Genomic DNA, 24,282 nt, shown 5'->3' with positions numbered 1-24,282 from the left:
AATCGTTCCGCTACCGATCCTCCGCGCCGCCGCTCACCGTGCCCGGCAGCCCGGCCGACGACAGGGCCGCGGATTCGTCCGGGCGGCTCAACGGGGGCGTGGCCCCGGGGTCGGCGAGCAGCACCGGCACCATCGCGTGCAGAGCCGTGACGGCCCGCCCCACCGCCTCCCGCACCGTCGCGCTGATGCCCGGGGCGATGTCCTCGTCGGCGGGCGCCCGCAGCTCCGGCTCGCAGGCCAGCACCAGGACGCGGGGGAGCGGCTCGTCGCCCAGGTGGGCGGCCAGCGCGAGGACCTTCGCCGGGTCCATGCCGTGCGCCTCGGGCGGGGCGCCCGCGGTGGATCGGCCGGGCAGGTCCGGCTCGATCAGCGACAACGTGCCCGGCTCGTGCCCCCGCACCGCCGCGTCGACCAGGACGGCCGTGTCGTAGCCGTCGAGCAGCTCGTACGCCAGGTCCATGCCACGGATGCCGAAGTCCCGCACCCGGACCTCCGGCGGCAGCGGGCGCACGTCCAGGGCGCGGATCACCTCCGGGCCGAAGGCGTCGTCCGCGAGGAAGATGTTGCCGACGCCCGCCACGAGCAGCCGCGCGCTCACTGCGCGCCTCCGGTGGCAAGCGGCCGGGCGGAGCCACCCGGGAGCTTGCGGACGAACGCGGACCGCAGCGCGTGGTACGGCGCCTCGGGGTCGAAGAAGACGGCGCGCATCCGGGCGAGTTCGTCCCGCCGGTACTCGGCGAGGGGCCGCTGGAGCTCGTCCGCGTGACGTGCGGTGGCCTTGGCGGTGATCCGGCCGGGGAGATCCGGGTCGCCGGCCAGATCGGCGGCCAGCCGCTCGACCTCGGCGGCGAAGTCCCGGGCCGCGACCGGCACCAGACGGTCCACCAGTCCGATCCGCTCGGCGGCCGCGGCACTCACCGGCAGCGCCTCGCTCGTCAGCCGCTCGGCGGTCTCGGCGCCCGCCCGGCGGGGCAGCGAGTACGTCCAGAACTCCGACCCGTACAGGCCCATGTTCCGGTAGTGCGGGTTGAGGACGCCGCCTGTGCGGCACCAGACCTCGTCGGCGGCCAGGGCGAGCATGACCCCGCCGGCCGCCGCGTTGCCGCCCAGGGCCGCCACCACCAGCCGGTCGGTGGTCCGCAGCACCGCCTCGACCAGGTCGTTCATGGCGTTGAGGTTGGACCAGGACTCGGCCGCCGGGTCGCCCGCCGCCTCGATGACGTTGAGGTGGATGCCGTTGGAGAAGAAGTCCCGGGCGCCGCCGAGCACCAGCACCGAGGTGGGGCGGGTGAGGGCGTAGCGCCAGGCGGCGAGCAGCCTGCGGCAGTGGGTGGTGCTCATGGCCCCGCCGGGGAACGAGAAGGTCAGAAAGCCGATGGGACCGCGCTGCCGGTAGCGGATGTCGGTCCAGGTGGTGCGGTCCGGCGGCAGTTCCAGCGGGGCCGCGATCTCGGGCAGCCAGTACGGGCGGTCGTACGCACCCGGCATGCCCGGGCCGCTGCCGGGCGGGGCCGGGAAGGCGGCGAGCACCGAGGCCGCGGGGCGGCGGAACGGCGCCGGGTCACCGGAGCTCTTGCGGGGGCGCAGTTCCGGGATCCACACCGCGCCGTCCCGGGTGGCCCGGCACACCGCACCGGCCCGGGTCGCGAGCAGCTCACCGGGCTCCCCGCGCAGCCGGTCCTCGGGGTGCCCGCCGTGCAGGAACACCTCCCGGCCGCAGATCTCGTCCCGGACGCCGGGCTGCGAGTCGGCCCCGCGGAGCTTGCGCAGCACCGTCGCCGTGTCGTCGTTCTCCCAGTCGATCCGCCGCTGCTCCTGGCGGAAGAAGTCGCGCCACACCACGTGGATCCCGGGTTCGCTCTGCGGACGCGGTTTGTACGACCCGTCGGCGTAGCGCCGTACGGCCAGCAGCACGGCGGCCGTGGCGGCGTCCGCGAGCTCGTTGCGGTACACGTCGCTCTTGCCCGCCGGCGGCACGGGGAAGGAGCCGTCCGCCCATACGTCCCCCGCGTCCATGGCCGCCTCGGCCTGCAGCACCGTGACGCCCCACTCAGGGGCCTCCTCGGCGATCGCCCAGTCCAGCGCCGACGGGCCACGGTCGCCGGGCGGCCCCGGGTGCACGATCAGGCAGGTGTGGTCCCGCCACACGTCCTCCGGCAGGGCCGACTTCAGCATCGGGGCGACGATCAGCTCCGGGCCTGTCTCGCGTACGGCGTCCCGGACGGCGTCGGGGCCGTGCGAGGCGAGCACCACGTCCACGTGGTGCCCCTCGTCCGACAGTTCGGCGAACACACGCTGGGACAGGCTGTTGAACGCGCTGGCGACGAGCAAGATGTCCATGACACGGCATGGTCGCCCGTCGCGGGAGGGCCGCGAAGGACCACGGCGGCGTTTCGCGGTGCTCATCCGCTTCCGGCGGAACGGTTGGGCGGCGGCCACCGCCGGGGCCGGGCCTCCGGTCATGCCGATCGGTGCGCCGCCGGGGGTACGTGCCACGCGGACTTCGAGGAGGTGGCACCCCGGGCCGGGCACCATGCTCGGGGCCGGTGCGTTCGGGGGTGTGGAACGCTGGGCGTGAGGGGCCGTGGTGCGGCCGCCGGACGCGGGGGAGTGAGTGATGACGCGAGTGGGAGGACGGGCCGGTGGCGGCGCGCCGCGCGGGGTGGACGTGGCCCGGCTGGCCGGGGTCTCGCAGAAGACGGTGTCACGGGTCCTCAACGGGGAGCGCTACGTCTCCGAGGACGTACGCCGAAGAGTGCTCGAGGCGGCCGGGGAACTCGGCTACCGGCTGAACAGCGCGGCCCGGGCCCTGGCCTCCGGGCGGACCCGCTCCATCGGCGTGATCACCCTCGGAACCGCCCTCTACGGCCCCGCCTCGCTGCTGATCGGCATCGAACGGGCCGCGCGGGAGGCCGGTTACGCGCTCCGGGTCGTCCACACGCTCGAAGGCGACCCGGGCGGTGTGGCCGGCGCGGTGGAGTCGCTGCTGGAGCAGGGCGTGGACGGCATCGTCGTCTCCGAGCCGATCGACGAGGGGCCGGTCTCCCTCGGCGTCGACGTGCCGGTCCTCGTGCTCGGCGCACCGGCGGCGTTCGGCGGTGCCCGCATCATGACCAGGGGTGTGGGCGCCGAACTCCTCGCCCGGACGGCCACCGAGCATCTGCTGGACCTCGGGCACGCGACGGTCCACCATCTCGCCGGCCCGCAACGGTGGTTCGCCGCCCGGGACCGGCTGGAGGGCTGGCGCGGTGCCCTCGCCGCACGCGGCATCGCGCCGCCCGCCGTGCTGCACGGTGACTGGTCGGCCGCGTCCGGATACGCGGCGGGCCGGGAGCTCGCCGCGCACCGTGACTGCACCGCCGTGTTCGCCGCCAACGACGACATGGCCATCGGCGTCGTCCGCGCCCTGACGGAGGCCGGGCTGCGCGTGCCGGACGACATCAGCGTGGTGGGCTTCGACGACATCCCCGTGGCCGCCTACATGACCCCGCCGCTGACCACCGTGCGGCAGCCGTTCGACGCCGTGGCGCGGGAGGGGCTCCGGCTCCTGGTGAGGGCGATCGAGGACCCTGAGGCGGACCTGCCGCCGGCGTACGACCCGCCGGTCGACCTCGTCGTCCGCGCGTCCACGGCACCGCCGCCCCGGGGCGCCCGCCCGCCCGCGCCCACCGCCGCGGAGCCGCGAGGGGACACGACGGCAGCCGGTCCACGCTGAACCACCGGTCTCCCCTTGCCCGGCGCCCGGCCCTGACGCACGCTGTTCGTATGGGTGGGCAAGACGGCCCTACGCTCATCAACTCCGTCCAGCGGGCCATGCGTCTGCTGGAGGCGGTGAGCGCGCACGAGAACGGCGCGCCGGCCAAGCAGCTGGCGCGTGAGACGGGCCTGCCCCTAGCCACCGCCTATCACCTGCTGCGGACCCTGGTCCACGACGGGTACGTGCGGAAGCTGGACGACGGCGGCTTCGTCCTCGGCGACAAACTGCAGACGCTGCAGTCCACCGGACGTGCGCAGGCGCTGCTCAGTCGTGTCCGGCCCACCCTCGCCGCGCTGCGGGACGAGCTCGCGACGGCCGCCTACCTCACCTTCTACGAGGACGGCGAGATCCGGGTCGCCGAGATCGTCGACGGCCCGGGGACGCCCCGCGTCGATCTGTGGGTGGGCTTCGAGGACGCCGGGCACGCCACCGCACTGGGCAAGTCCGTCCTGCGCGAGATGGACGAGGAGGCCCGCCAGGACTACCTCTCCAGGCACCATCTCGCCGACCTCACCCCGCGGACGATCACCAGCCTCCCCGAACTCCTCCGGAGGCTGGAGACCCAGCCCATGGCCCCGGCCACCACGGACCTGGAGGAGTACGCCCTCGGCACGGTCTGCGTCGCCGTCCCGGTCTACAGCGGGGACACGCTCGGCTCCCTCGGTGTGTCGCTGCCGTCGAACCGGCTCTCCCGGCTGCCGGAGATCCGGGACCGGCTGCTTCCGACCGCGAGCCGCGTGACCAGGAGCCTCTCGCTCACTATCTGAAATTCCGCTTCTTGCCGGTGACTGCCCGCACCCCGTTTTCTGTATAAGTCAGACATTTCCAGGACGTGCCCCGCGCACAGGTGAGGACTGCGGACACCGACATGAGCCAAGCCCGCAACCATGGCGACGACCACCCGCCCGTACGGCCGTTCCGCAACCGGGTGGCCGGTGCCGGGAATTCGGCCCGCAGGCGCGCCGTCGCGCAGCTGGGCGTCGGCGCACCCGTCCTTCCGGTCCTGGTCGTCGCCGCCGTCGTGTCCGCCGACTTCCTCGGCGGGGCGGGAATGATCTGGCTGCCCCTGCTCGCGGCCGGGCCGGCCCTGGCGGCCACGACCAACGGACCGCGCGGGGTCCTCTGCGTCGGCGTCCTCGCCGTGGTGGTCGGTGCGACGCTCGGGATCCGGGACGGAGTGCCGGGCCGGGAACTGGCCGCCGTGCTGTCGGCGCTGGTCGCCGTCACGCTCGCGAGCGGCCTGGCCGGCGTGCTGCGCGGACGCCGGGAGCGGGTGCTGGCCGCCGTCCGATCGGTCGCGGAGACCGCGCAGCACGCCCTGCTCAAACCCGTGCCGTCGACCGTCGGCCCGTTTCAGGTGGCCGTCCGCTACAGCGCCGCGGCGGCCGAGGCCCGTATCGGCGGTGACCTCTACGCGTTGATACCCACCCCGCACGGGGTGCGGCTGATCGTCGGCGACGTGCGCGGCAAGGGGCTGCCCGCCGTGGGGACCGCCGCGCTGGTGCTCGGTGTCTTCCGTGAGGCCGCCCACGACGAGCCCGACCTCCTCGCCGTCGTCGACCGGATCGAGCGGAGCCTCGCCCGCAACCTCGGCCGCGACGACTTCGTGACCGCCGTGGTCGCCGGCTATCCGCGGGAGGGGCAACTGGAGGTGGTGAACTGCGGACACGCGCCCCCGCTCCTGGTGCGCGCCTCCGGGACCATCACCCCGGTGGACCCCGTGCTCCCGGCGCCGCCCCTCGGACTGCGCGACCTCGCGGGGCACGCCCCGGGACTCCACACGCTCCCCTTCGCCGACGGCGACCAGCTGCTGCTCTACACCGACGGGGTCACCGAAGCCCGCGACGGAGGCCGCGCCTTCTACCCCCTGGCCGAGGGCCTGCAGCGGCATGTCTCCCAGGAGCCGGCCCGCACCCTCGGCGCGCTCCACGAGGAGCTGCTGGCCCATGTGGGCGGCAGGCTGCACGACGACGCGGCCCTGCTCCTCATCCGCAAACCTGCCGCGCGCGCGGCGGAAGCAGAGGCTCCGGTGGCGACCGGCACCGGCCCGGACGCTCCCGCTCCGGTGCCCGGGGCGGAGTGCTGCTCATGACAGCCGCGGCGACCGCACGGGCAGGGACGTTCCTGCCCCGGTGCCCTGGGTGAGATGCTGCTCATGGCGTCGCCGCGGCCACAAGCGGCTCACGCCTCGCGCAGGTCCTTCACCCGGCGGATCTTGCCGACGGAACGCTCCAGGGTCTCCGGTTCGACGATCGTCACGTCGGCGGTGATGCCGATGCCGTCCTTGACGGCCCGGGCGATCGTCCCGGCCGCGGCCTCGCGCTGCTCGGGGCCGGTGCCGGGGCGGGCCTCGACACGGACGGTCATATGGTCCAGGCGGCCACGCCGGGTCAGCCGGATCTGGAAGTGCGGGGCGACGCCGGGCGTACGCAGCACGATCTCCTCGATCTGGCTGGGAAAGACGTTCACCCCACGCAGGATGATCATGTCGTCGCAGCGGCCGGTGATCTTCCGGATGCGGCGGAACGCGGGCCGGGCCGTGCCGGGCAGCAGCCGCGTCAGATCGCGGGTGCGGTAGCGGACGACCGGCAGGGCCTCCTTGGTCAGGGACGTGAAGACCAGCTCGCCTTCCTCGCCCTCCGGCAGCACCTCACCCGTGACGGGGTCGACGACCTCGGGGTAGAAGTGGTCCTCCCACACGTGCAGCCCGTCCTTGGTCTCCACGCACTCCTGGGCGACACCGGGGCCGATCACCTCGGACAGGCCGTATATGTCGACGGCGTGGATGTCCGTCCGCTCCTCGATCTCGCGGCGCATCTCCTCCGTCCACGGCTCGGCACCGAAGATGCCCACCCGCAGACTGCTCGTGCGTGGATCGATGCCCTGCCGCTCGAACTCGTCGAGCAGCGTGAGCATGTAGGAGGGCGTGACCATGATGATCTCGGGCCGGAAGTCCTGGATGATCTGCACCTGGCGCGCGGTCATGCCGCCGGAGGCCGGGATCACCAGACAGCCTGCGCGCTCCGCGCCGTAGTGCGCGCCGAGACCGCCGGTGAACAGCCCGTAGCCGTAGGAGACGTGCACCTTGTGGCCCGGACGCCCGCCCGCGGCGCGGATCGAGCGGGCGACGAGGTCCGCCCACATCGACAGGTCGTTCTCCGTGTAGCCGACCACCGTGGGGCGGCCGGTGGTGCCGCTGGAGGCGTGCACCCGCCGTACCTGGTCCATGGGGACGGCGAACATCCCGAACGGGTAGGTGTCCCGCAGGTCGGCCTTCGTGGTGAAGGGGAAGCGGGACAGGTCCTCCAGCGAACGGCAGTCGTCGGGGGAGACCCCGGCCGCGTCGAACTTCTTCCGGTACGCCTCCACGTTGTCGTAGGCGTGCCGCAGACTCCTGCGCAGACGGTCGAGCTGGACCTCGCGCAGCTGCTCGCGGCTCAGCCGCTCCCCGGCGTCGAGGAGGTCGTGGGGGAGGGGCTCGCCGCGTCGCGGTCCCGTCGGCTCCTGGGCCCGGGAGGCCGCCGTCTCGCTGGTCATTCTGGCTCCTCCGGGCTCGCGCTCCTGATGCTCCGGCTGGGGCCCCGGGACTCCGCGACCACCGCGTCAGCGGTATGGGTCACTTCTCGCACCACCTCATGGCCCGACCGAACATTCGGTTAGCTTGGCGTCGCCATGTAATCCAGCCGTCTCGACACCTGTCAAGGGTGCAGGACTTGCTCAAGAGGTCTTACCAAGGCGTGCCGGCGTGTCTTACGATGGACCGAACGAATGGTCGGTTGGGAAGTGGGACGGATGGACACGACACACTCCAGCCCCCCGGGGGCGGACGGCGCCGAGCCGGCTCTCCAGCAGCACTTCGACGCGACGATCGCGCGGGACCAGCGGATCGAGCCGCGCGACTGGATGCCGGAGGGGTACCGGAAGACACTGATCCGGCAGATCGCGCAACACGCGCACTCGGAGATCATCGGCATGCAGCCGGAGGGCGAGTGGATCACCCGCGCCCCGTCGCTGCGCCGCAAGGCCATTCTGTTCGCCAAGGTCCAGGACGAGGCCGGGCACGGGCTGTACCTGTACTCCGCGGCGGAGACGCTGGGCGCCGACCGCGCCGACCTCACCGAGCGGCTGATCGAGGGCCGCCAGAAGTACTCGTCGATCTTCAACTACCCGACGCTGAGCTTCGCGGACGTCGGGGTGATCGGCTGGTTCGTGGACGGCGCCGCGATCTGCAACCAGGTGCCGCTGTGCCGCTCCTCCTACGGGCCCTACGCGCGCGCCATGGTGCGGATCTGCAAGGAGGAGTCGTTCCACCAGCGGCAGGGCTACGAGCTGCTGATGACGATGATGCGCGGCACCCCGGAGCAGCGCGAGATGGTGCAGGACGCGGTGAACCGCTGGTGGTGGCCGTCGCTGATGATGTTCGGCCCGCCCGACGACGCCTCGCCCAACTCCGCGCGGTCCATGGCCTGGAAGATCAAACGGCACAGCAACGACGAACTGCGGCAGCGCTTCGTCGACATGACCGTCCCGCAGGCCGGGAAGCTCGGCGTGACGCTCCCCGACCCGGAGCTGCGCTGGAACGAGGAGCGGGGCCACCACGACTTCGGCACGCCCGACTGGGACGAGCTGATGCGGGTCATCAAGGGCGACGGCCCGTGCAACGACCAGCGGACGGAACGACGCCGCACGGCCCACGAGGAGGGCGCCTGGGTGCGCGAGGCGGCCACCGCCCACGCCGCCAAACAGGCCGCCCGCGCGGAGAAGGGAGCGGTGGCATGACCGCCGACAGGCAGGACTGGCCGCTGTACGAGGTGTTCGTGCGCGGCAAGCGCGGGCTGAACCACGTCCACGTGGGATCGCTGCACGCCGCCGACGACCGCATGGCGCTCACCCACGCCCGCGACCTGTACACCCGGCGCAACGAGGGGGTGTCCATCTGGGTCGTGCGCTCCGAGCACATCGCCGCCTCCACCCGCGACGAGAAGGACCCCTTCTTCGAGCCCAGCGCCGACAAGGTCTACCGGCACCCGACCTTCTACGACATCCCCGACGACGTCCCCCACATCTGAAGGACAGGGCATGAGCGACGACCACGTCTACATGACCCTCGCCGAGGGACACGAGGACGACACCCGCTGGGCCTACGGCACCGGCTTCGAGGACCCCCTGCACGGCGTCGACACCGCCGTGCCCGACGACGTGGACGCCGGTGAACTGGCCGCCCTCTGCGTCACGCTGGCCGACGACGCCCTGGTCTGCGCCCAGCGGCTCGCCGAGTGGACCACCCGCGCCCCCGAGCTGGAGGAGGAGGTGGCGCTCGCCAACATCGGGCTCGACCTGCTCGGCCAGGCCCGCCTGCTGTACTCCCGCGCGGGCCAGGTCGACGGCACCGGCCGCGACGAGGACGCCTACGCCTACTTCCGCGACGCCGGCGACTTCCGCAACGTACGCCTGGCCGAACTGCCGAACGGCGACTTCGCGTTCTCCGTCGTGCGGCTGCTGGTGTTCGCCAGCTGGCGCCTCGCGCACTTCGAGCGGCTCACCGCGCACCGCGACCCGGTGCTCGCGGCCATCGCCGCCAAGGGCGTGAAGGAGCTGGCGTACCACCGCCAGTACGCGGCCGAATGGGCCGTGCGGCTGGGTGACGGCACCGAGGAGTCCCACCGCCGGATGCGCAAGGCGCAGGAGCAGGTGGCGCCCTACCTGGGCGAGCTGTTCACCGCGTACGACGTCCGGGACGACGTCGTCGGGGTCCTCCGGCAGGTCACCGAGGCGGCAGGGCTGCCCATGCCGGTCTATCGCCCGCTGCCCGGCTCGGGCCGCACCGGGGACCACACCGAGCATCTCGCCCCGCTGCTGGCCGAGTTGCAGGGCGTGGCCCGCGCCCACCCGGGGGCGGCATGGTGACGGCGCTGCTGGACGCGCGACGGGCCCGGCGCATCGCCGAGCAGGTGCCCGACCCGGAACTGCCCATGCTCACCCTGGCCGACCTCGGCGTACTGCGTGAGGTGACCCTGGCCCCGGACGGCACGGTCGTCGCGAGCCTCACCCCGACCTACTCGGGCTGCCCGGCGATGGCCGAGATGCGCGCGGGCGTGGCCGCCCGGCTGCGGGACGCCGGCTATGAGCGCGTCGAGATCCGCACGGTCCTCGACCCGCCCTGGAGCACCGACTGGATCACGGCGGACGGCCGGCGCAAGCTCGCCGAGCACGGCATCGCCCCGCCCGGCGCCGCGCCCGCCCGCTCCGCCGGACCGGTCCCGCTCGTCCTGTCGCCGACCCGCCGCTCGGTCCCCTGCCCCCGCTGCGGCCACCCCGACACCGAAGAGACCTCCCGCTTCGGCGCCACGTCCTGCAAGTCCCTGTGGCGCTGCCTCGCCTGCCGCGAGCCGTTCGAGTACGTCAAGGAGATCTGATGGAGGACCTGATGGAGCCGGCCCCCGCCGAGGCGGCCCGCCCGCGAGCCCGCCGACGTCCGGTCTTCCACCCCCTGCGGGTCGCCGCCGTGCAGCCGCTGTGCGAGGACGCGGCAGCCGTCAGCTTCGACATCCCGGCCGAACTGGCCGAGGAGTTCACCTTCGCGCCCGGCCAGTCGCTCACCCTGCGCCGCGACATCGACGGCCGGGACGAGCGCCGTTCGTACTCGATCTGCGCCCCCGCCGGCACCGCGCCGCGGATCGGCGTCCGGGTGGTGCCGGGCGGCCTGTTCTCCTCCTGGCTGGTGCACGACGTACGCCCCGGCGACACCGTCGAGGTCATGGCGCCCACCGGCGCCTTCACCCCCGACCTCACCACCCGCGGCCACCACGTCCTGATCGCCGCCGGGTCCGGCATCACGCCCATGGTGTCCATCGCCGAGTCAGTCCTGGCCGCCGACCCCCGCTCACGCGTCACCCTGCTCTACGGCAACCGCCGCACCGGTACGGTCATGTTCGCCGACGAACTCGCCGACCTGAAGGACCTCTACCCGACGCGGTTCCAGCTCGCCCACGTCCTCTCCCGCGAGCCCCGCGAGGCCGAGGTACTCTCCGGCCGCCTCGACGCCGAGCGGCTGGCCGCCCTGGTCGACGCTTTGGTGGACGTGGAGTCGGCCGACCACTGGTGGCTGTGCGGCCCGCACGGCATGGTCCGCGCCGCCCAGCAGGTCCTGACCGGCCTCGGCGTCCCCGCCGACCGCGTCCACCAGGAGTTGTTCTACGCCGACGACGAGCCCGTCCGCGAGGTCCGGCACACCGAGACCGGCCCCTCCGGCCCGGTCAGCCAGGTCACCGTCACCCTCGACGGCCGCTCCACCAGGTCCCGGCTGCCCCGCGACCGCACCATCCTGGAAGGGGCCCAACAGACCCGGCCCGACCTCCCCTTCGCCTGCAAGGGCGGTGTCTGCGGCACCTGCCGGGCCCGGATCACCGACGGCAAGGCCGACATGCGCCGCAACTTCGCCCTCGAACCGTCCGAGGTCGACGCGGGCTACGTCCTCACCTGCCAGTCGTTCCCGGTGTCGGAGGAACTGTCGGTGGACTTCGACACCTGATCCGCCGAACGGTGGGCCAGCCTGCGGCCCCAGGCCTGGCCCGGCGCTTCGACGTGGCGGTGGGTCAGTACGCACAGGGGCAACAGGACGGCGAAGAACGCCACTTCGAGCACGGCGTTGTCGTCGTGCCTGCGTCCGGCGGTGCCGTCGATCACCGCAAGCAGCACCGGATGCACCAGGTACACCGAGTAGCTGACCGCTCCCAGGCCGGTCAGCGGTCGCGGTACGCGCCGGTAGCGCCACGCCCATCCGGTGGCGAAGGTGAGCCCGGCCAGCAGGAACGCCGTGATCCAGCCGCGCCGGGTGAAGTGGTGGCCGTCGCCGTACCGGTAGGCGCTTCCGACGGCGCAGACGATCACCACGGCTGCCGTGCCCGCGACACGGTGCCAGGTGCTCCGCCCGTGCTCGGCTCGGTGGACCGCGGTACCGAGGAACATGACAGCGAGGATCACCAGGCCCTCCCACACCGGGACCGTGCCGTTGAACGCAACCAGTACGAGAGCCAGCGCTCCGCCCAGCACACCCCCGAACACCCGCGACACCGGTGAGGAGGAGCTCGCACAGCACAGGGCGACCGCCATCGCGATCGACGCGAACGCGATCACCGGACCGGTGCCGACCAGGCCGGACAGGGCGGACACCGGCAGCACCGCCCCTGCCACCGCGCTCACCACGGCGAGCACCGCCAGGACGACGGCGACCGAAGCGGATCGGTGGTGCAGCCGGACCGTGAAGAGGGCGACGACCAGCAGGTAGAAGCACATCTCGTAGGAGAGAGTCCAGAGGACGAGCAGGACGTTGGGGGTCCCCAGCAGCTCCTGGAGCATGGTGGCGTGGGCGAGAATCACGGTGACCGCCCCCTGCCCGCCGAAGTCACGCAGCCCCGCCAGTCCCAGGAGGTCGACCGCGAGCAGCACCGCGACGACGACCAGCAACAGCGGGTACACCCGGAAGAGCCGCCCGATCCAGAACGCCCGCACACAGCCCCGGCGTTCCAGCGATGCCGGGATGATGTAGCCGCTGACCAGGAAGAACACCATGATGCCGTAGCGGCTGGTGTTGAACTGCGGCATCAGCTCCCCCCGGAGGTCCGGCATGAAGGTGTGGGACGAGTGGTCGAAAACCACGACGAGCGCGGCGAGTCCGCGCAGCGCGTCGAGCCAGCCCGACCGCGCGCTCACCGGTCACAGGGCTTCACCTCGTAGTGCTCGATCTCGTCCCGGGGGACCGGCTCGCCCCAGGAGTTCTCGATCACCAGCGTGCTGCCCCGGCGCAGGGTGACGGGCCAGGCACGGATGGGGTCGCCCTCGGCGGTGAGGACCATGACCCGCGGGATCTCCCGCGGACTGCACACGTCCCCGGGAGCGACCACGTTCACCCGGATGCCCCACGGGCGCACGCGTTCCGCGAGTTCCAGCTGGTCGTCGATGCCGAAGCCTCGTGTCCTGACGGTGAGTTCGACACTGCCGTCGTCGTGGCGTTCCGCCGCGAACGCACCGGAGTCGGCCGGCGAACCGGGAACCACCACCGTGGCGGCCCACGCAGCCGCGCAGGCCGCCACCACCACGGCGATCCGCCGCGGCGCGAACCGGCGGCGCACGGAAGCCGTCGCCCTGCCCACGTCGTCCGCACCGGGCCCCGCCCCCCGCCGCGCGATCTCCCTCTTGAGCTCACCGAGCAGCCGGTCCTCGAACGTCGTCCTCGTGCTCATGCTTGCCCCCTTGCCACGTACACCAGCGATGTCTCCGGCTGCTGCCCGGTCCGGCAGCCCGTCTCCTCGCGCAGCGCCCTGCGCGCCCGGTGCAGCCGGACCCGGGCCGTGACCTGGCGGATGCCCAGTGCGGCCGCGGCCTCGGTGACCGTGAGCTGGTCGACCGCGATCAGTTCCATCACGGCCCGCTCGCCCTCGGGCAGCCGCGCCAGCGCGGCCAGGACACGCCGCCCGGGGCTCTCCGCGTCGAGCTTGTCCTCGATGCGGGCGATGTCGTCGGGCTCCAGCAACCGCCGCCCGGAGATGCGTAGATCGCGTTCGGTCTCCCGGGCGACCCGGCGGCGCTCCGACGACACGACGTTACGGGCGATGCCGTACAGCCAGGCCGTCTCGCTGCCGAGGTGCGGCCGGTAGGTCGGGGCCGAGTCGAGGACGGCGAGGAAGATCTCCGCCGTCAGGTCGGCCGCCGTGTGCGGGTCGGCCACCCGGCGGGCCACGAAGCGCAGCACGGCGTCGACATGACGCCGGTAGAACTCCTCGAAGAGCCGCGGGTCGCCGACCGCCGCAGCGGGCCCACTCCGTAACCGTTCCGCGTCGTCCACCGATGTCCCCTTCTCGTCGACAGGTGCCTGTCACTTGTTCTTGGAACGGGACGCGCGAAGCGTTACAGGGGATGCCGTCCGCGGTCGGCGCGCAGCACCCGCAACACCGTGAGGGCCACGTGGAGTTCGGTGCGGCGTTCACCGGATTCGAGGTCGTTGTCGAGGAGGCGTTCGATGGCGCGCAGACGCTGGTACATGGTCTCCCTGGACAGGCCGCCGCGACGGGCCGCCGTGGTCTTGTTGCCGGCCGCGTCGAGGTAGTGGCCCAGGGTCGTCAGCAGGTCGGTGCCGTGCCGGGTGTCGTGGTCGATGAGCCGGCCCAGTCGGCGTTCTGTGTACTCCTGGATCCTGGTGTCGTCACGCAGCGCGTACAGCAGCCGGCGCAGGTCGATGTCCGGCAGCTCGTGGAAGGAACGGTCCGCGGGCAGGGCCTGGCCCGGCGGGGTGGCCTCTATGACCCGGGCCGCCTCCCGGAACGAGCGTGCGCTGTCGGCGAGCTCCGCCACCTCCGACCCCACGCCGACGATCGCCTCCGGCGCCAGCGCCAGCGCGGTGCGGCTGAGGCGTTCGGCCACGGGCCGCCAGGGCTGGGCAGGGCGCAGAGCGAGCAGGACACCGAGGCGGCGGGGGGACAGCTCGCCGACCAGGGCCGGGATCCCGGCCGACCTCAGCTCCCGGTGCAGTCGGGTCTCCGCTTCGGTGCCCGCCCCTCCGGGTCCCAGGTCCACGAGGACGGCCAGGAAGACACCGGCCTCCGTGGGCAGGCCCAGCGCGGTGCAACGGGCCCGGACGTCCTCGGGGGAGTGGTGGCGCTGCTCCGCCAGCTCGCGCAGGGCGTTGCGGTGGGCCGTGTGCTCCCACGGCGTGGAGTGGATGAGCCGGGCCACGGTCAGGGCCATCGCCGTCCGCTCCAGGACGGTGACGTGCTCCGGACCGAAAACCGGCCCGTCGGCGGGCAGCATGGCCAGCCGCCCCCAGCGTTCGCCCTGGTAGGAGACGGGCGCGGTGAGCCAGCCCTCCGGGCCGCCCACCTCGGTGCGGTCGCCGGGCTCGGTCGACCGGGAGCGCCGCTCCCAGTCCCCGAGCGCCTCCTCCACCGTGCTCCCCGAGGGCTCGCAGATCAGCGCCTGGTGCACCAGGTTCTCCAGCACGACCGTCCGGCCGCTCATCTCCGCCGCCGCGCGCACCACGTCCTCCGGCCCCGCCCCGCGCAACGTCAGCGCGGTGAACGCCTCGTGGATCCGCTGCGTGCGGCGCATCGCGTCGGCCTGGTTGCCGAGGATCAGGGCGTGCACGACTTGCGTGACCTCGAGGAAGTTGACGTCGCGGGCCAGGGTGACCAGGGGGAGCCCCCGGGCCCGGCAGGCGTGCACGAGGGCGTCGGGCGGCCGGTGGTAACGCCGTACGAGTTCGATGACCAGGGCTGCCGCCCCCACCTCGGTGAGTTCCTCGACGTACCGGCGGACTCCCGCGGCGTCCTCGGGCAGGGGCATGCCCGTGGTCAGGACCAGCTCGCCGCCCTTGAGGAAGGAGGCGGGGTCCGTCAGCTCGGTGATGTGCACCCAGCGCACCGGCCGGTCCAGCCGGTCCAGCCCCGTGACGACCTGGGGCTGCCCGGCGGCCAGGACCGGCAGGGCGAGGACGTCGGCCAGGGTGGGAGCGCGACCGGCCGGGGCGGGGTCAGGGCCGGGCGTCGGGGGGTGCTGGTTCACGGTGCCTCCCTGCGTGCCCGGTCACTCTGACAAGCGGGGCTGACCTGCGCAAGAGCTGTCCGCAGGAGGGGCGGGCGATGCCCGGGGGGTTCGGCGGTTGACACATCGTCCGAAGAACGGGTTCCGGCTGGACAGATCACGCGTTGTCCCGTTTCGCGGCGGCTCGGATGCTCGGTTACCGGAGCAGCCAAGCCACCAGACCACGTCGTACGGCCGGGAGACACCATGACCGCACTGTCGCCGCACCTTCGTCAGGCCACGCCCGTCGTGGCCGCCCGGGGCGAGGGCGTCCACCTCTACGGTGAGGACGGCCGCCGCTACCTCGACTTCACCGCCGGTATCGGCGTCACCAGCACCGGGCACTGTCACCCCAAGGTCGTGGCGGCGGCGCAGGAGCAGGTGGGCACGCTGATCCACGGCCAGTACACGACCGTCATGCACCAGCCGCTGCGCCGCCTCGTCGACAAGCTGGGCGAGGTGCTGCCGACCGGCCTGGACAGCCTGTTCTTCACCAACTCCGGCAGCGAGGCCGTCGAGGCGGCGCTGCGGCTGGCCCGCCAGGCCACCGGCAGGCCCAACGTCCTCGTCTGCCACGGCGGCTTCCACGGCCGCACGGTCGCCGCCGCCTCCATGACCACCTCCGGCATCCGCTTCCGGTCCGGGTTCTCGCCGCTGATGAGCGGTGTCGTCGTCACCCCGTTCCCGACGCCCTTCCGGTACGGCTGGGACGAGGAGACCGCCACCCGCTTCGCCCTGAAGGAACTCGACTACACCCTCCAGACGATCTCCTCGCCCGCCGACACGGCCGCGATCATCGTCGAGCCGGTCCTCGGCGAGGGCGGCTACGTCCCCGCGAACCGCGCCTTCCTGGAAGGCCTGCGGGAGCGGGCCGACCGGCACGGTTTCCTGCTGATCCTCGACGAGGTGCAGACCGGCGTGGGTCGCACCGGCCGCTTCTGGGGCCACGACCACTTCGGCGTCACCCCCGACATCCTCGTCACCGCCAAGGGCCTCGCCAGCGGCTTCCCCCTGTCCGGCATCGCCGCCTCCGAGGAGCTGATGACGAAGGCCTGGCCCGGCTCGCAGGGCGGTACGTACGGCGCCAACGCCGTCGCCTGCGCCGCCGCCTGCGCGACGCTGGACGTCGTACGCGACGAGAAGCTCGTCGAGAACGCCGAGGCCATGGGCAAGCGGCTCCGCCAGGGCCTGGAGGCCGTGGCGGACCGGACCCCGGGCATCGGCGACGTCCGAGGCCTCGGCCTCATGCTCGCCACCGAGTTCGTCACCGAGGACGGCAGCCCCGACCCGGAGACCGCCGCCCGCGTGCAGCGCGCCGCCATCGACGAAGGCCTGCTCCTGCTGCTGTGCGGCGCATGGAACCAGGTCGTCCGCATGATCCCCGCGCTCGTGATCGACGAGACCGGCGTCGACGAGGGCCTCCAGGCCTGGGCGAACGCCGTCGAGGCCGGAACCTCGGGAGCGTCGGGCCGATGACCACCGCCACCCGCGACCTGGCGGGTCTCATGGCCCGTATCGCCGAGCTGACGCCCGGTCTGCGGGTGGAGACCGGCCCGGGGGCCACCGGCCCGTATGCCTATGACGCCTCCAACTACCGGGTGCCGCCGAGGGCGGTGGTCTTCCCGCGCAGCGCCGAGGACGTGGTGGCGGTGGTGCGGGCTTGCCGTGAGGTGGGTGTGCCGGTCACGGCCCGGGGCGGCGGCACGAGCATGGCCGGCAATGCCGTCGGTCCGGGGGTGGTGCTGGACCTCTCCCGGTACATGAACCGGATCCTGGACATCGACGAAGAGGCGCGCACCGCGCGCGTCGAGGCCGGTGTCGTCCTTGACGCGCTGCGCAGCGCGACCGCCCTGCACGGGCTTGACTTCGGTCCGGACCCGTCCTCGCACAGCCGCTGCACCCTGGGCGGCATGATCGGCAATGACGCGTGCGGGAACCGTTCGGTGCGTGACGGGCGGACCAGTGGTCATGTCGAGGCCCTGGAGATCGTGACGGCGGACGGCGTGCGGGCCGTCGCCGACCGCTCCGGGCTGCGGGCCGCCGAGCCGGGCGACGCGGATGCTGTGCGGCGCGTCGCCCGGCTCGAATCCGAGCTCCGGCGTCTGGTCGAGGAGAATCTGGCGCCGATCCGGACCGAGCTGGGTCGCATTCCGCGTCAGGTCTCGGGTTATCAGCTGCAGCATCTGCTGCCGGAGAACGGCTTCGATCTGGCCCGTGCGCTGGTGGGTACCGAAGGCACCTGTGCGGTCGTCACCGCCGCGACGGTCCGCCTGGTGGCGACCGCACAGGCATCCACCCTGCTGACCCTTGGCTACGAGGACGTGGTCGAGGCGGCCGAGGACGTGCCGCAGATCCTGCGGTTCTCGCCGAGCGCGGTGGAGGGCATGGACGAGGCGATCGTCGCCACGATGCGCGCCCGCCGCGGCCCCGACTCCGTCACCGGCCTGCCCGAAGGCCGCGCCTGGCTCTATGTCGAGCTCGAAGGCGACGACCAGGCCGAGGTGAACGCCCGGGCCGCCGAGCTGCTGGATGCGCTCAGGGCGCAGGGGCGGCTGACCGGCGGCCGCGTGGTGGAGGACCCGGCGGAGCGGCGTTCGCTGTGGCGGGTGCGTGAGGACGGAGCCGGACTGGCCGCCCGGCTCGTCGACGGCGGGGAGTCCTGGCCCGGCTGGGAGGACGCGGCCGTCGCCCCGGAGGACCTGGCCGCCTACCTGCGCGACTTCCGCAAGCTGCTCGCCTCGCACGAGCTGACCGGTGTGCTGTACGGGCACTTCGGCGCCGGCTGCGTCCATGTGCGCATCGACTTCGACATGGCCACCGACACCGGCCGGGCGGTGATGCGCCGCTTCCTCACCGAGGCGGCCGCCCTGGCCGTCGAGCACGGCGGCACCCTGTCCGGTGAGCACGGCGACGGACGCGCCCGAAGCGAACTGCTCCAGGTGATGTACAGCCACCGCATGATCGCCGCGTTCGCGGCGTTCAAGCAGGCCTTCGATCCCGACGGGCTGCTCAACCCCGGTGTGATCGTCGACCCGGCGCCGCTGGATGCCGATCTAGCACTTCGTGAACTGCCGCTGTTGGAGACGACGTTCGGTTTCCCGCATGACGAGGACGGCTTCGCCGGTGCCGTGCGCCGTTGTGTCGGGGTCGGCCGCTGTCGCAGCGATGCCGGTGGTGTGATGTGTCCGAGCTACCGGGCGACGGGTGAGGAGAACGCCTCCACCCGCGGCCGGGCCCGCATGCTCCAGGAAATGGTCCGCGGCGAGGCAGTGACCGACGGCTGGCGCTCGACCGAGGTCAAGGACGCCCTGGATCTGTGCCTGTCGTGCAAGGCGTGTTCCAGTGACTGCCCGGTCGGCGTCGACATGGCCACCTACAAGGCGGAGTTCCTCCACCAGCACTACAAGGGCCGGATCCGTCCCCGCTCGCACTACTCGCTGGGCTGGCTGCCGAAGACATCGGCCCTGGCCGGATTCGCGGCCCGCCCCATCAACCTGCTGCTGCGCGGACCGTTCGGCAAACTCCTGGCTCGCCTGGGCGGGGTGACGACCAAGCGCACGATTCCCGCCTTCGCCTCCCGGCGCGCCCTGCGCAAAACCCTCCGCGAGGCCAGGACGGGTGAGGCCAGGGCTCTGCTCTTCGTGGACAGCTTCACCCGGGCCTTCCGCCCTCAGGTCGCGGGAGCGGCGAGCCGCGTGCTCGCCGACGCCGGTATCCCCTGCACCCCGCAGGACGGTTTGTGCTGCGGGCTGACCTGGGTCAGCACCGGGCAGCTGTCCACGGCCCGCAAGATCATGGCCCGCACGGTCACCGCCCTCGACAACGGCGACACCCGGCCGATCATCGTGGCCGAACCGAGCTGCGCCGCCGCCCTCAAACGCGACGTGCCGGAACTTCTGGGCACCGAGGCCGCGCAGCGCGTGGCGGACCGTGTGCACACCTTCGCCGGCGCGCTGACGGACCTGGCCGACCAGGGCTGGGCCCCGCCGCCCCTGCCCGGGAGCGTCGTGCTCCAGACGCACTGCCACGAGTACGCCACCTTCAAGGGCCACCGCCCCGCCGACCTGCTGCGCCGGCTGGGCGTGGGGAAGGTCGACGAGGCCGACGGCTGCTGCGGACTGGCCGGCAACTTCGGCTTCGAGGCCGAGCACTACGACACATCGATGGCGGTGGCCGACCTGGCCCTCAAACCCCGCCTCGACGCACTCGACGGACGGCCCGTCGTCGCCGACGGCTTCAGCTGCGCCACCCAGATCGACCACCTCACCGCAGGCCAGGACATCCGCGCCCTGCACCTCGCCGAACTCCTCGACCCCGCCGCCGATCAACCAGGAGAGACGACATGACCGAGGTACTGACTCAGTTGTTCATCGGCGGTGCCTGGGTGGACGCCGCGGACGGTGCCACCATGCCCGTCGACGACCCCGCCACCGGTGAGATCCTCTGCCAGGTCGCCGACGCCGGACCGAAGGACGCCCGGCTCGCGGAACAGGCCGCCGTCCAGGCACAGCAGGACTGGGCCCGCACCGCGCCCCGGGCACGCAGCGAGATCCTGCGCCGCGCGCACGAGATCATCCTGGAGCGCACCGACGAGCTGGCCCATCTGATGACCTCCGAGATGGGCAAGCCGCTCGCCGAGGCCAGGGGAGAGGTGGCCTACGCGGCGGAGTTCTTCCGGTGGTTCTCCGAGGAAGCCGTCCGTATCGACGGCGGCCACGGCCTGCTGCCCGACGGCCGCAACCGCATGCTGCTCTCCCGCCGCCCGGTGGGCCCCTGCCTGTTGATCACGCCGTGGAACTTCCCGCTGGCCATGGGCACCCGCAAGATCGGCCCGGCGATCGCGGCGGGCTGCACGATGATCCTCAAGCCCGCCCCGCAGACCCCCCTGTCCAGCCTCGCGCTGGCCGGCATCCTCAAGGAGGCGGGCCTGCCGGACGGGGTGCTCAACATCGTCACCACCTCCCGCGCCGGCGAGGTGTGCGAGCCGCTGCTGCGCGGCGGCCGGATCCGCAAACTGTCCTTCACCGGCTCCACCGCCGTCGGCCGGCTGCTCCTCGCCCAGTGCGCCGACACCGTCGTACGCACCTCGATGGAGCTGGGCGGCAACGCCCCGTTCATCGTCTTCGACGACGCCGACCTGGACGTGGCCGTGGACGGGGCGATGGTCGCCAAGATGCGCAACATGGGCGAGGCCTGCACGGCCGCGAACCGCTTCTTCGTGCACCGGTCGGTCGCGGACGAGTTCGGCCGGCGGCTCGCCGAGCGGATGGGCGCGCTCGTGGTGGGGCCCGGCACCCGGGGCGGCGTGGACGTCGGACCGCTGATCGACGCCAACGGACGCGCCAAGGTGGAGGAACTCGTCGCCGACGCGGTGGAGCGCGGCGCCGAGGTGCTCGTGGGCGGTCGGAGGCCGGAAGGGCCCGGCAACTTCTACCCCCCGACCGTGCTGGCCGGCGTCGACCCCGGCAGCCGTCTGATGGACACGGAGATCTTCGGCCCGGTCGCCGCGATCCTCACCTTCGACGACGAGGACGAGGTCCTGCGCCGCGCCAACGACACGCCCTGGGGCCTCGTCGGTTACGTCTTCACCCAGGGCCTGGACCGGGGCCTGCGTGTCAGCGAAGGTCTGGAGGTGGGCATGGTCGGCCTCAACACCGGCCTCGTCTCCAACCCGGCTGCCCCCTTCGGCGGGGTCAAGCAGTCCGGACTCGGACGCGAGGGCGGCCGGGTCGGGATCGACGAGTTCCTCGAGTACCAGTACGTGGCCGTGCCCGTGCGATGACGGAAGTACTGATCGTCCGGGCCGATGTCGTGGACGACTTGATGCGCCCCTCTCCACGGTCCTGGTCGGCCTGAACGGGCTGCGGCTGTTGAGGGAGGGGGCCTGGCAGCGGGCCGTGACCCTGGGAGACGGCTGACCGGCGCCGGTCAGCGCACCGGTGGCGCAGCGCTGCTCGCCCGCACCACGAGGTCCACGGGCACCAGTGTGTCGACGTGGGGCCGCTCGCCCGGGCCGTCGATGCGGTCGACGAGCAGCCGCAGCGCACGGGTGCCGATCTCCGCGAAGTCGGTGCGGACGGTGGTCAGCGGCGGCAGGAAGTGCGCGGCCTCGGGGATGTCGTCGTAACCGACGACGCTGACCTCGCCGGGGACGGACCGCCCGGCCTCGTGCAGGGCGTGCAGCAGGCCGAGCGCCATCTGGTCGTTGGAGGCGAACACCGCCGTCACCTCCGGGCGCCGGGCCAGCCGACGGCCCAGGTCGTAGCCGGAGCCGGCGCTCCAGTCACCGACGAGGGGGTCCGGAACGGCGGCACCGGCGGTCCGGAGCGTCGACTGCCAGCTCGTCAGCCGGTGGTCGGCGGACGTCCAGCCCGTCGGGCCCGCGATGTGCCACACCGTGGCGTGTCCGAGGCCGAGGAGATGCTCGGTGGCTTTGCGGGCGCCGGTGCGGGAATCGCCGGTGACCAGAGCGGTCTCGTCGTCGAGCGCGTTCTCCAGGACGACCAGGGGCGTGCCCAGGTCGGTCGCCTCCGCCAGGGTCCGGCCCACCCACAGTTGGGGCGCGATCGCGATCACGCCGTCCGCGCCCTCGGCCGACAGCCGGTTCACTGCCTCGACGACGGTGTCGTGGTCGGCGGTGTCGAGGGCGATGGAGCTGACGAGGTAACCGGCCTCCAGGGCCGCCGTGTTGATCGCGGTGAGGATCGAGGCGGGCCCGTACCGGGCGGCGTCGAAGGAGATGACCCCGAGCATCCGGGTCCTGCCGCTGGCCAGGGACCGCGCACTGCGGCTGGGCCGGTAGCCGAGGGTGCGCATGGCGTCCAGGACGGCCTCGCGGGTCTCCGCCCGGACGGCCGGATGCTCGTTGAGCACCCGCGAGACGGTCTGCTTGGAAACCCCGGCCATCCGGGCCACGTCGGCCATCACCGGCCGCGCCCCCGCGAAATTGCGCCTGCTGCGGCCCCTGGGAACGGGTCCGTCGGGGGCGCTCGGTGTCATGGCGGATGATTCCTCGATGTCGGCACGGCGGTCCTGAACCCGCCCGGCAGGAGCACAGCATAGGCCGGGCGGTGCTCATCGGGTCCTCGGCCGGGCCGAACCGCCCGGCGGCGGGCGAGGGCACCCTCAGCGTGCCTCACCAGGTGTTCTCCGGGCCGAGGTCGGGGGTGTCGGTGAGCAGGGCGCGGGTGGCGGTCGTGCCGTGCAGCTCCAGCAGGACGAGTTCGTTGGAGCCCGGGCGCAGCACCGGGGCCGGCACGTACAGCGTGCGCTGCGGGCCCCGGTTCCAGTAGCGGCCCAGGTGGAAGCCGTTGACCCAGGCCTGGCCCTTCGACCAGCCGGGCAGGGAGAGGAAGGCGTCGGCGGGGGTGTCGACGTCGAACGTGCCCCGGTGAAAGGCCGGCACGGTGACCGGCGCCTCCTCGCCCGGGGCGAACGGCACCGCGTCCAGGTCGTCCAGCGGCAGCGGACGGCAGTCCCAGCCCGTCAGGGCCGTGCCGTTGAGGGAGACGGGTCCGAGCAACCCCTTGGGCGCGCCGATGCGGGGGCCGTAGTTGACGCCGCCCATGTTCTCGACGAGCACCTCCAGCGTCGCCCCGGAGCGCGGCACCCGCACGGGCAGCGACTCGTCGTGGCGTTCGCTCTCCAGCACGCCGACGGGCGCGCCGTCGACGAAGACCTGGGCGCGGTCGCCGACCCCGCCGGAGAAGTGCAGCAGGCCGTCGCCACCGACCGGCAGGGTGGTGCGGTAGAGCGCGTAGCCGGTGCGCTGCCCGAGTTCGTCCATGGTCATGGGCGCGTCGGCGCGCACGGCCGCTGCGAGCGAGCCGGCGAGGGGCAGGAGCGGCGCCCGGCTGCTCAACTCGACTGCGGTAGGAGGGAGTTTGGCGCTGGGAGCCGGGGCGGGCTCGTCGGGCACGGCGGCGTGGCGGGCGATGGCCTCGCGGAAGGCGTGGTACTTCGGGCCCGGGTCGCCGCACTCGGTGAGTGCGGCGTCGTAGTCGTAGGACGTGATGGTGGGCGTGTAGGCGTGCTTGTGGTTGGCGCCGTTGGTGAAGCCGAAGTTGGTGCCGCCGTGGAACATGTAGATGTTCACCGACGCCCCGGCGGACAGCAGCCGGTCCAGGTCCGCGGCGGCGTCGGCCGCGTCCCGCACGTGGTGGGGGCCGCCCCAGTGGTCGAACCAGCCGATCCAGAACTCGGCGCAGAACAGCGGGCCTTCGGGCCGGTGCTCGCGCAGCCGGGCCAGGGACCGCTCGACGCGGCTGCCGAAGGTACTGGCGGTCAGCACGCCCGGCAGGCTTCCCGCGGCCAGGTGCTCGGGGTCGGCCTGGTCGCAGGTGAACAGCAGCTCCTCGACGCCGCGGGCGCGGAACGCGTCGGCGAGGTGCTTCAGATAGGCGCCGTCGTCGCCGTAGGCCCCGTACTCGTTCTCTACCTGTACGGCGATGACGGGACCACCCGCCGCCGCCAGATGCGGGCGGAGCGCGGGCAGCAGCAGGTCGAGGTAGCGGTCGACGGCCCCGGTGAAGAGGGGATCGCTGGTGCGCAACCGGATGTCCGGGGTGGAGGTCAGCCACTCGGGCAGGCCGCCGCCGTCCCACTCGGCGCAGATGAACGGCCCCGGACGCAGCAGCACCCGCAGCCCCTCGTCCTGCGCGAGCCGGAGGAACCGGGGCAGGTCGAGGAAGCCGTCGAGGACGAGAGGGCCCTCGGGATCGGGCTGGTGGTGATTCCACGGGATGTACGTCTCCACCGTGTTGAGCCCCATCAGCCGCGCCTTGCGCAGCCGGTCGGACCACAGCCCGGGGTGGACGCGGAAGTAGTGCAGCGCGCCGGAGATGATCCGGAACGGCTCGCCGTGCAGCAGGAATCCGTCGGACGTCGTCGTCAAGGCAGGCATGCGAAAGCTTCCCTTCGGGAGAGCGGGAGAGCGGGAGAGCGGGAGAGCG

Annotated in this window: 20 protein-coding genes; 11 read left to right on the top strand and 9 right to left on the bottom strand. The window is 72.8% G+C overall.

Annotated features, from left to right (window positions below):
* Window positions 1–10: 10 nt before the first annotated feature.
* Together ACFY5B_RS20505 and ACFY5B_RS20500 are read right to left on the bottom strand one after the other, a co-directional pair.
* Window positions 11–598 (bottom strand): hydrogenase maturation protease, encoded by a 588-nt coding sequence (locus ACFY5B_RS20505; RefSeq protein ID WP_389971144.1) that lies wholly within the window; start codon window positions 596–598, stop codon window positions 11–13.
* A complete protein-coding gene (locus ACFY5B_RS20500; RefSeq protein WP_389971142.1) occupies window positions 595–2,340 on the bottom strand; it encodes an enoyl-CoA hydratase-related protein in 1,746 nt (581 codons plus the stop codon). The genes ACFY5B_RS20505 and ACFY5B_RS20500 overlap by 4 nt, the downstream gene beginning before the upstream one ends.
* Before the next feature lie 277 nt (window positions 2,341–2,617).
* Here ACFY5B_RS20500 and ACFY5B_RS20495 point away from each other — a divergent pair, with 277 nt between their 5' ends.
* The 3 genes from ACFY5B_RS20495 (at window position 2,618) to ACFY5B_RS20485 (ending at window position 5,849) form a co-directional block, all read left to right on the top strand.
* A complete protein-coding gene (locus tag ACFY5B_RS20495; protein WP_389971140.1) occupies window positions 2,618–3,715 on the top strand; it encodes a LacI family DNA-binding transcriptional regulator in 1,098 nt (365 codons plus the stop codon).
* A 50-nt stretch (window positions 3,716–3,765) separates the two neighbouring features.
* Window positions 3,766–4,524, top strand: coding sequence for an IclR family transcriptional regulator (locus tag ACFY5B_RS20490; RefSeq protein ID WP_389971138.1), 759 nt, complete (start codon window positions 3,766–3,768; stop codon window positions 4,522–4,524).
* Window positions 4,525–4,625: 101 nt separating this feature from the next.
* On the top strand, window positions 4,626–5,849 hold the full coding sequence (locus tag ACFY5B_RS20485; protein WP_389971136.1) for a PP2C family protein-serine/threonine phosphatase: 1,224 nt from the start codon (window positions 4,626–4,628) through the stop codon (window positions 5,847–5,849).
* An 89-nt stretch (window positions 5,850–5,938) separates the two neighbouring features.
* Here the strand turns inward: ACFY5B_RS20485 and paaK are convergent, their stop codons facing one another.
* Window positions 5,939–7,294, bottom strand: a complete 1,356-nt coding sequence (gene paaK / locus ACFY5B_RS20480) for a phenylacetate--CoA ligase PaaK (protein WP_389971134.1) — start codon at window positions 7,292–7,294, stop codon at window positions 5,939–5,941.
* A 255-nt stretch (window positions 7,295–7,549) separates the two neighbouring features.
* Between paaK and paaA the strand changes: the two genes are divergently transcribed.
* From paaA to paaE, 5 genes are read left to right on the top strand one after another with little or no spacing between them, the layout of a single operon-like run.
* Window positions 7,550–8,536, top strand: coding sequence for a 1,2-phenylacetyl-CoA epoxidase subunit PaaA (gene paaA, locus ACFY5B_RS20475; RefSeq protein WP_389971132.1), 987 nt, complete (start codon window positions 7,550–7,552; stop codon window positions 8,534–8,536).
* Complete coding sequence (gene paaB, locus ACFY5B_RS20470) at window positions 8,533–8,826, top strand: 1,2-phenylacetyl-CoA epoxidase subunit PaaB (protein ID WP_283968961.1); 294 nt, start codon at window positions 8,533–8,535, stop codon at window positions 8,824–8,826. The genes paaA and paaB overlap by 4 nt, the downstream gene beginning before the upstream one ends.
* A 10-nt stretch (window positions 8,827–8,836) precedes the next feature.
* The gene (paaC, locus tag ACFY5B_RS20465; RefSeq protein ID WP_389971129.1) at window positions 8,837–9,664 is read left to right on the top strand and encodes a 1,2-phenylacetyl-CoA epoxidase subunit PaaC; all 828 of its coding nucleotides are present in this window, start codon (window positions 8,837–8,839) and stop codon (window positions 9,662–9,664) included.
* The gene (gene paaD, locus ACFY5B_RS20460; protein WP_389971127.1) at window positions 9,658–10,173 is read left to right on the top strand and encodes a 1,2-phenylacetyl-CoA epoxidase subunit PaaD; all 516 of its coding nucleotides are present in this window, start codon (window positions 9,658–9,660) and stop codon (window positions 10,171–10,173) included. Before paaC ends, paaD begins: the two co-directional genes overlap by 7 nt.
* Entirely contained in the window at window positions 10,173–11,288 is a 1,116-nt protein-coding gene (gene paaE, locus ACFY5B_RS20455) for a 1,2-phenylacetyl-CoA epoxidase subunit PaaE (RefSeq protein WP_389971125.1), read from the top strand. The genes paaD and paaE overlap by 1 nt, the downstream gene beginning before the upstream one ends.
* Here the strand turns inward: paaE and ACFY5B_RS20450 are convergent.
* The 4 genes from ACFY5B_RS20450 to ACFY5B_RS20435 form a co-directional block, all read right to left on the bottom strand.
* The gene (locus ACFY5B_RS20450; RefSeq protein ID WP_389971123.1) at window positions 11,225–12,469 is read right to left on the bottom strand and encodes an acyltransferase family protein; all 1,245 of its coding nucleotides are present in this window, start codon (window positions 12,467–12,469) and stop codon (window positions 11,225–11,227) included. The two genes, paaE and ACFY5B_RS20450, sit on opposite strands and share 64 nt — an antisense overlap.
* Entirely contained in the window at window positions 12,466–12,999 is a 534-nt protein-coding gene (locus ACFY5B_RS20445; RefSeq protein ID WP_389971121.1) for a hypothetical protein, read from the bottom strand. Before ACFY5B_RS20445 ends, ACFY5B_RS20450 begins: the two co-directional genes overlap by 4 nt.
* Complete coding sequence (locus tag ACFY5B_RS20440) at window positions 12,996–13,601, bottom strand: RNA polymerase sigma factor (protein ID WP_389971119.1); 606 nt, start codon at window positions 13,599–13,601, stop codon at window positions 12,996–12,998. The genes ACFY5B_RS20445 and ACFY5B_RS20440 overlap by 4 nt, the downstream gene beginning before the upstream one ends.
* Window positions 13,602–13,663: 62 nt before the next feature.
* Window positions 13,664–15,313 carry a PucR family transcriptional regulator gene (locus ACFY5B_RS20435; protein WP_389971117.1) on the bottom strand — a complete coding sequence of 550 codons (1,650 nt, stop codon included), beginning with the start codon at window positions 15,311–15,313 and terminating at the stop codon, window positions 13,664–13,666.
* Between the two features lie 225 nt (window positions 15,314–15,538).
* Between ACFY5B_RS20435 and ACFY5B_RS20430 the strand changes: the two genes are divergently transcribed.
* The 3 genes from ACFY5B_RS20430 to ACFY5B_RS20420 are packed head-to-tail and all read left to right on the top strand — an operon-like array spanning window position 15,539 to window position 21,113.
* Complete coding sequence (locus ACFY5B_RS20430) at window positions 15,539–16,807, top strand: aspartate aminotransferase family protein (protein ID WP_389971115.1); 1,269 nt, start codon at window positions 15,539–15,541, stop codon at window positions 16,805–16,807.
* Window positions 16,804–19,677, top strand: a complete 2,874-nt coding sequence (locus tag ACFY5B_RS20425; protein WP_389971113.1) for an FAD-binding and (Fe-S)-binding domain-containing protein — start codon at window positions 16,804–16,806, stop codon at window positions 19,675–19,677. Before ACFY5B_RS20430 ends, ACFY5B_RS20425 begins: the two co-directional genes overlap by 4 nt.
* Entirely contained in the window at window positions 19,674–21,113 is a 1,440-nt protein-coding gene (locus ACFY5B_RS20420; RefSeq protein ID WP_389971111.1) for an NAD-dependent succinate-semialdehyde dehydrogenase, read from the top strand. The genes ACFY5B_RS20425 and ACFY5B_RS20420 overlap by 4 nt, the downstream gene beginning before the upstream one ends.
* A gap of 146 nt (window positions 21,114–21,259) precedes the next feature.
* Here ACFY5B_RS20420 and ACFY5B_RS20415 read toward each other — a convergent pair whose 3' ends face one another.
* A complete protein-coding gene (locus tag ACFY5B_RS20415) occupies window positions 21,260–22,330 on the bottom strand; it encodes a LacI family DNA-binding transcriptional regulator (RefSeq protein WP_389971109.1) in 1,071 nt (356 codons plus the stop codon).
* A 136-nt stretch (window positions 22,331–22,466) separates the two neighbouring features.
* On the bottom strand, window positions 22,467–24,233 hold the full coding sequence (locus tag ACFY5B_RS20410) for a beta-galactosidase (protein ID WP_389971107.1): 1,767 nt from the start codon (window positions 24,231–24,233) through the stop codon (window positions 22,467–22,469).
* Window positions 24,234–24,282: the final 49 nt, after the last annotated feature.

The organism is Streptomyces sp. NPDC013187, from assembly GCF_042899705.1.
GTDB lineage: Bacteria > Actinomycetota > Actinomycetes > Streptomycetales > Streptomycetaceae > Streptomyces > Streptomyces hawaiiensis_A.
Note: the sequence above shows the minus strand (reverse complement) of the source record. Positions and strands in the feature narration are given on the sequence as shown.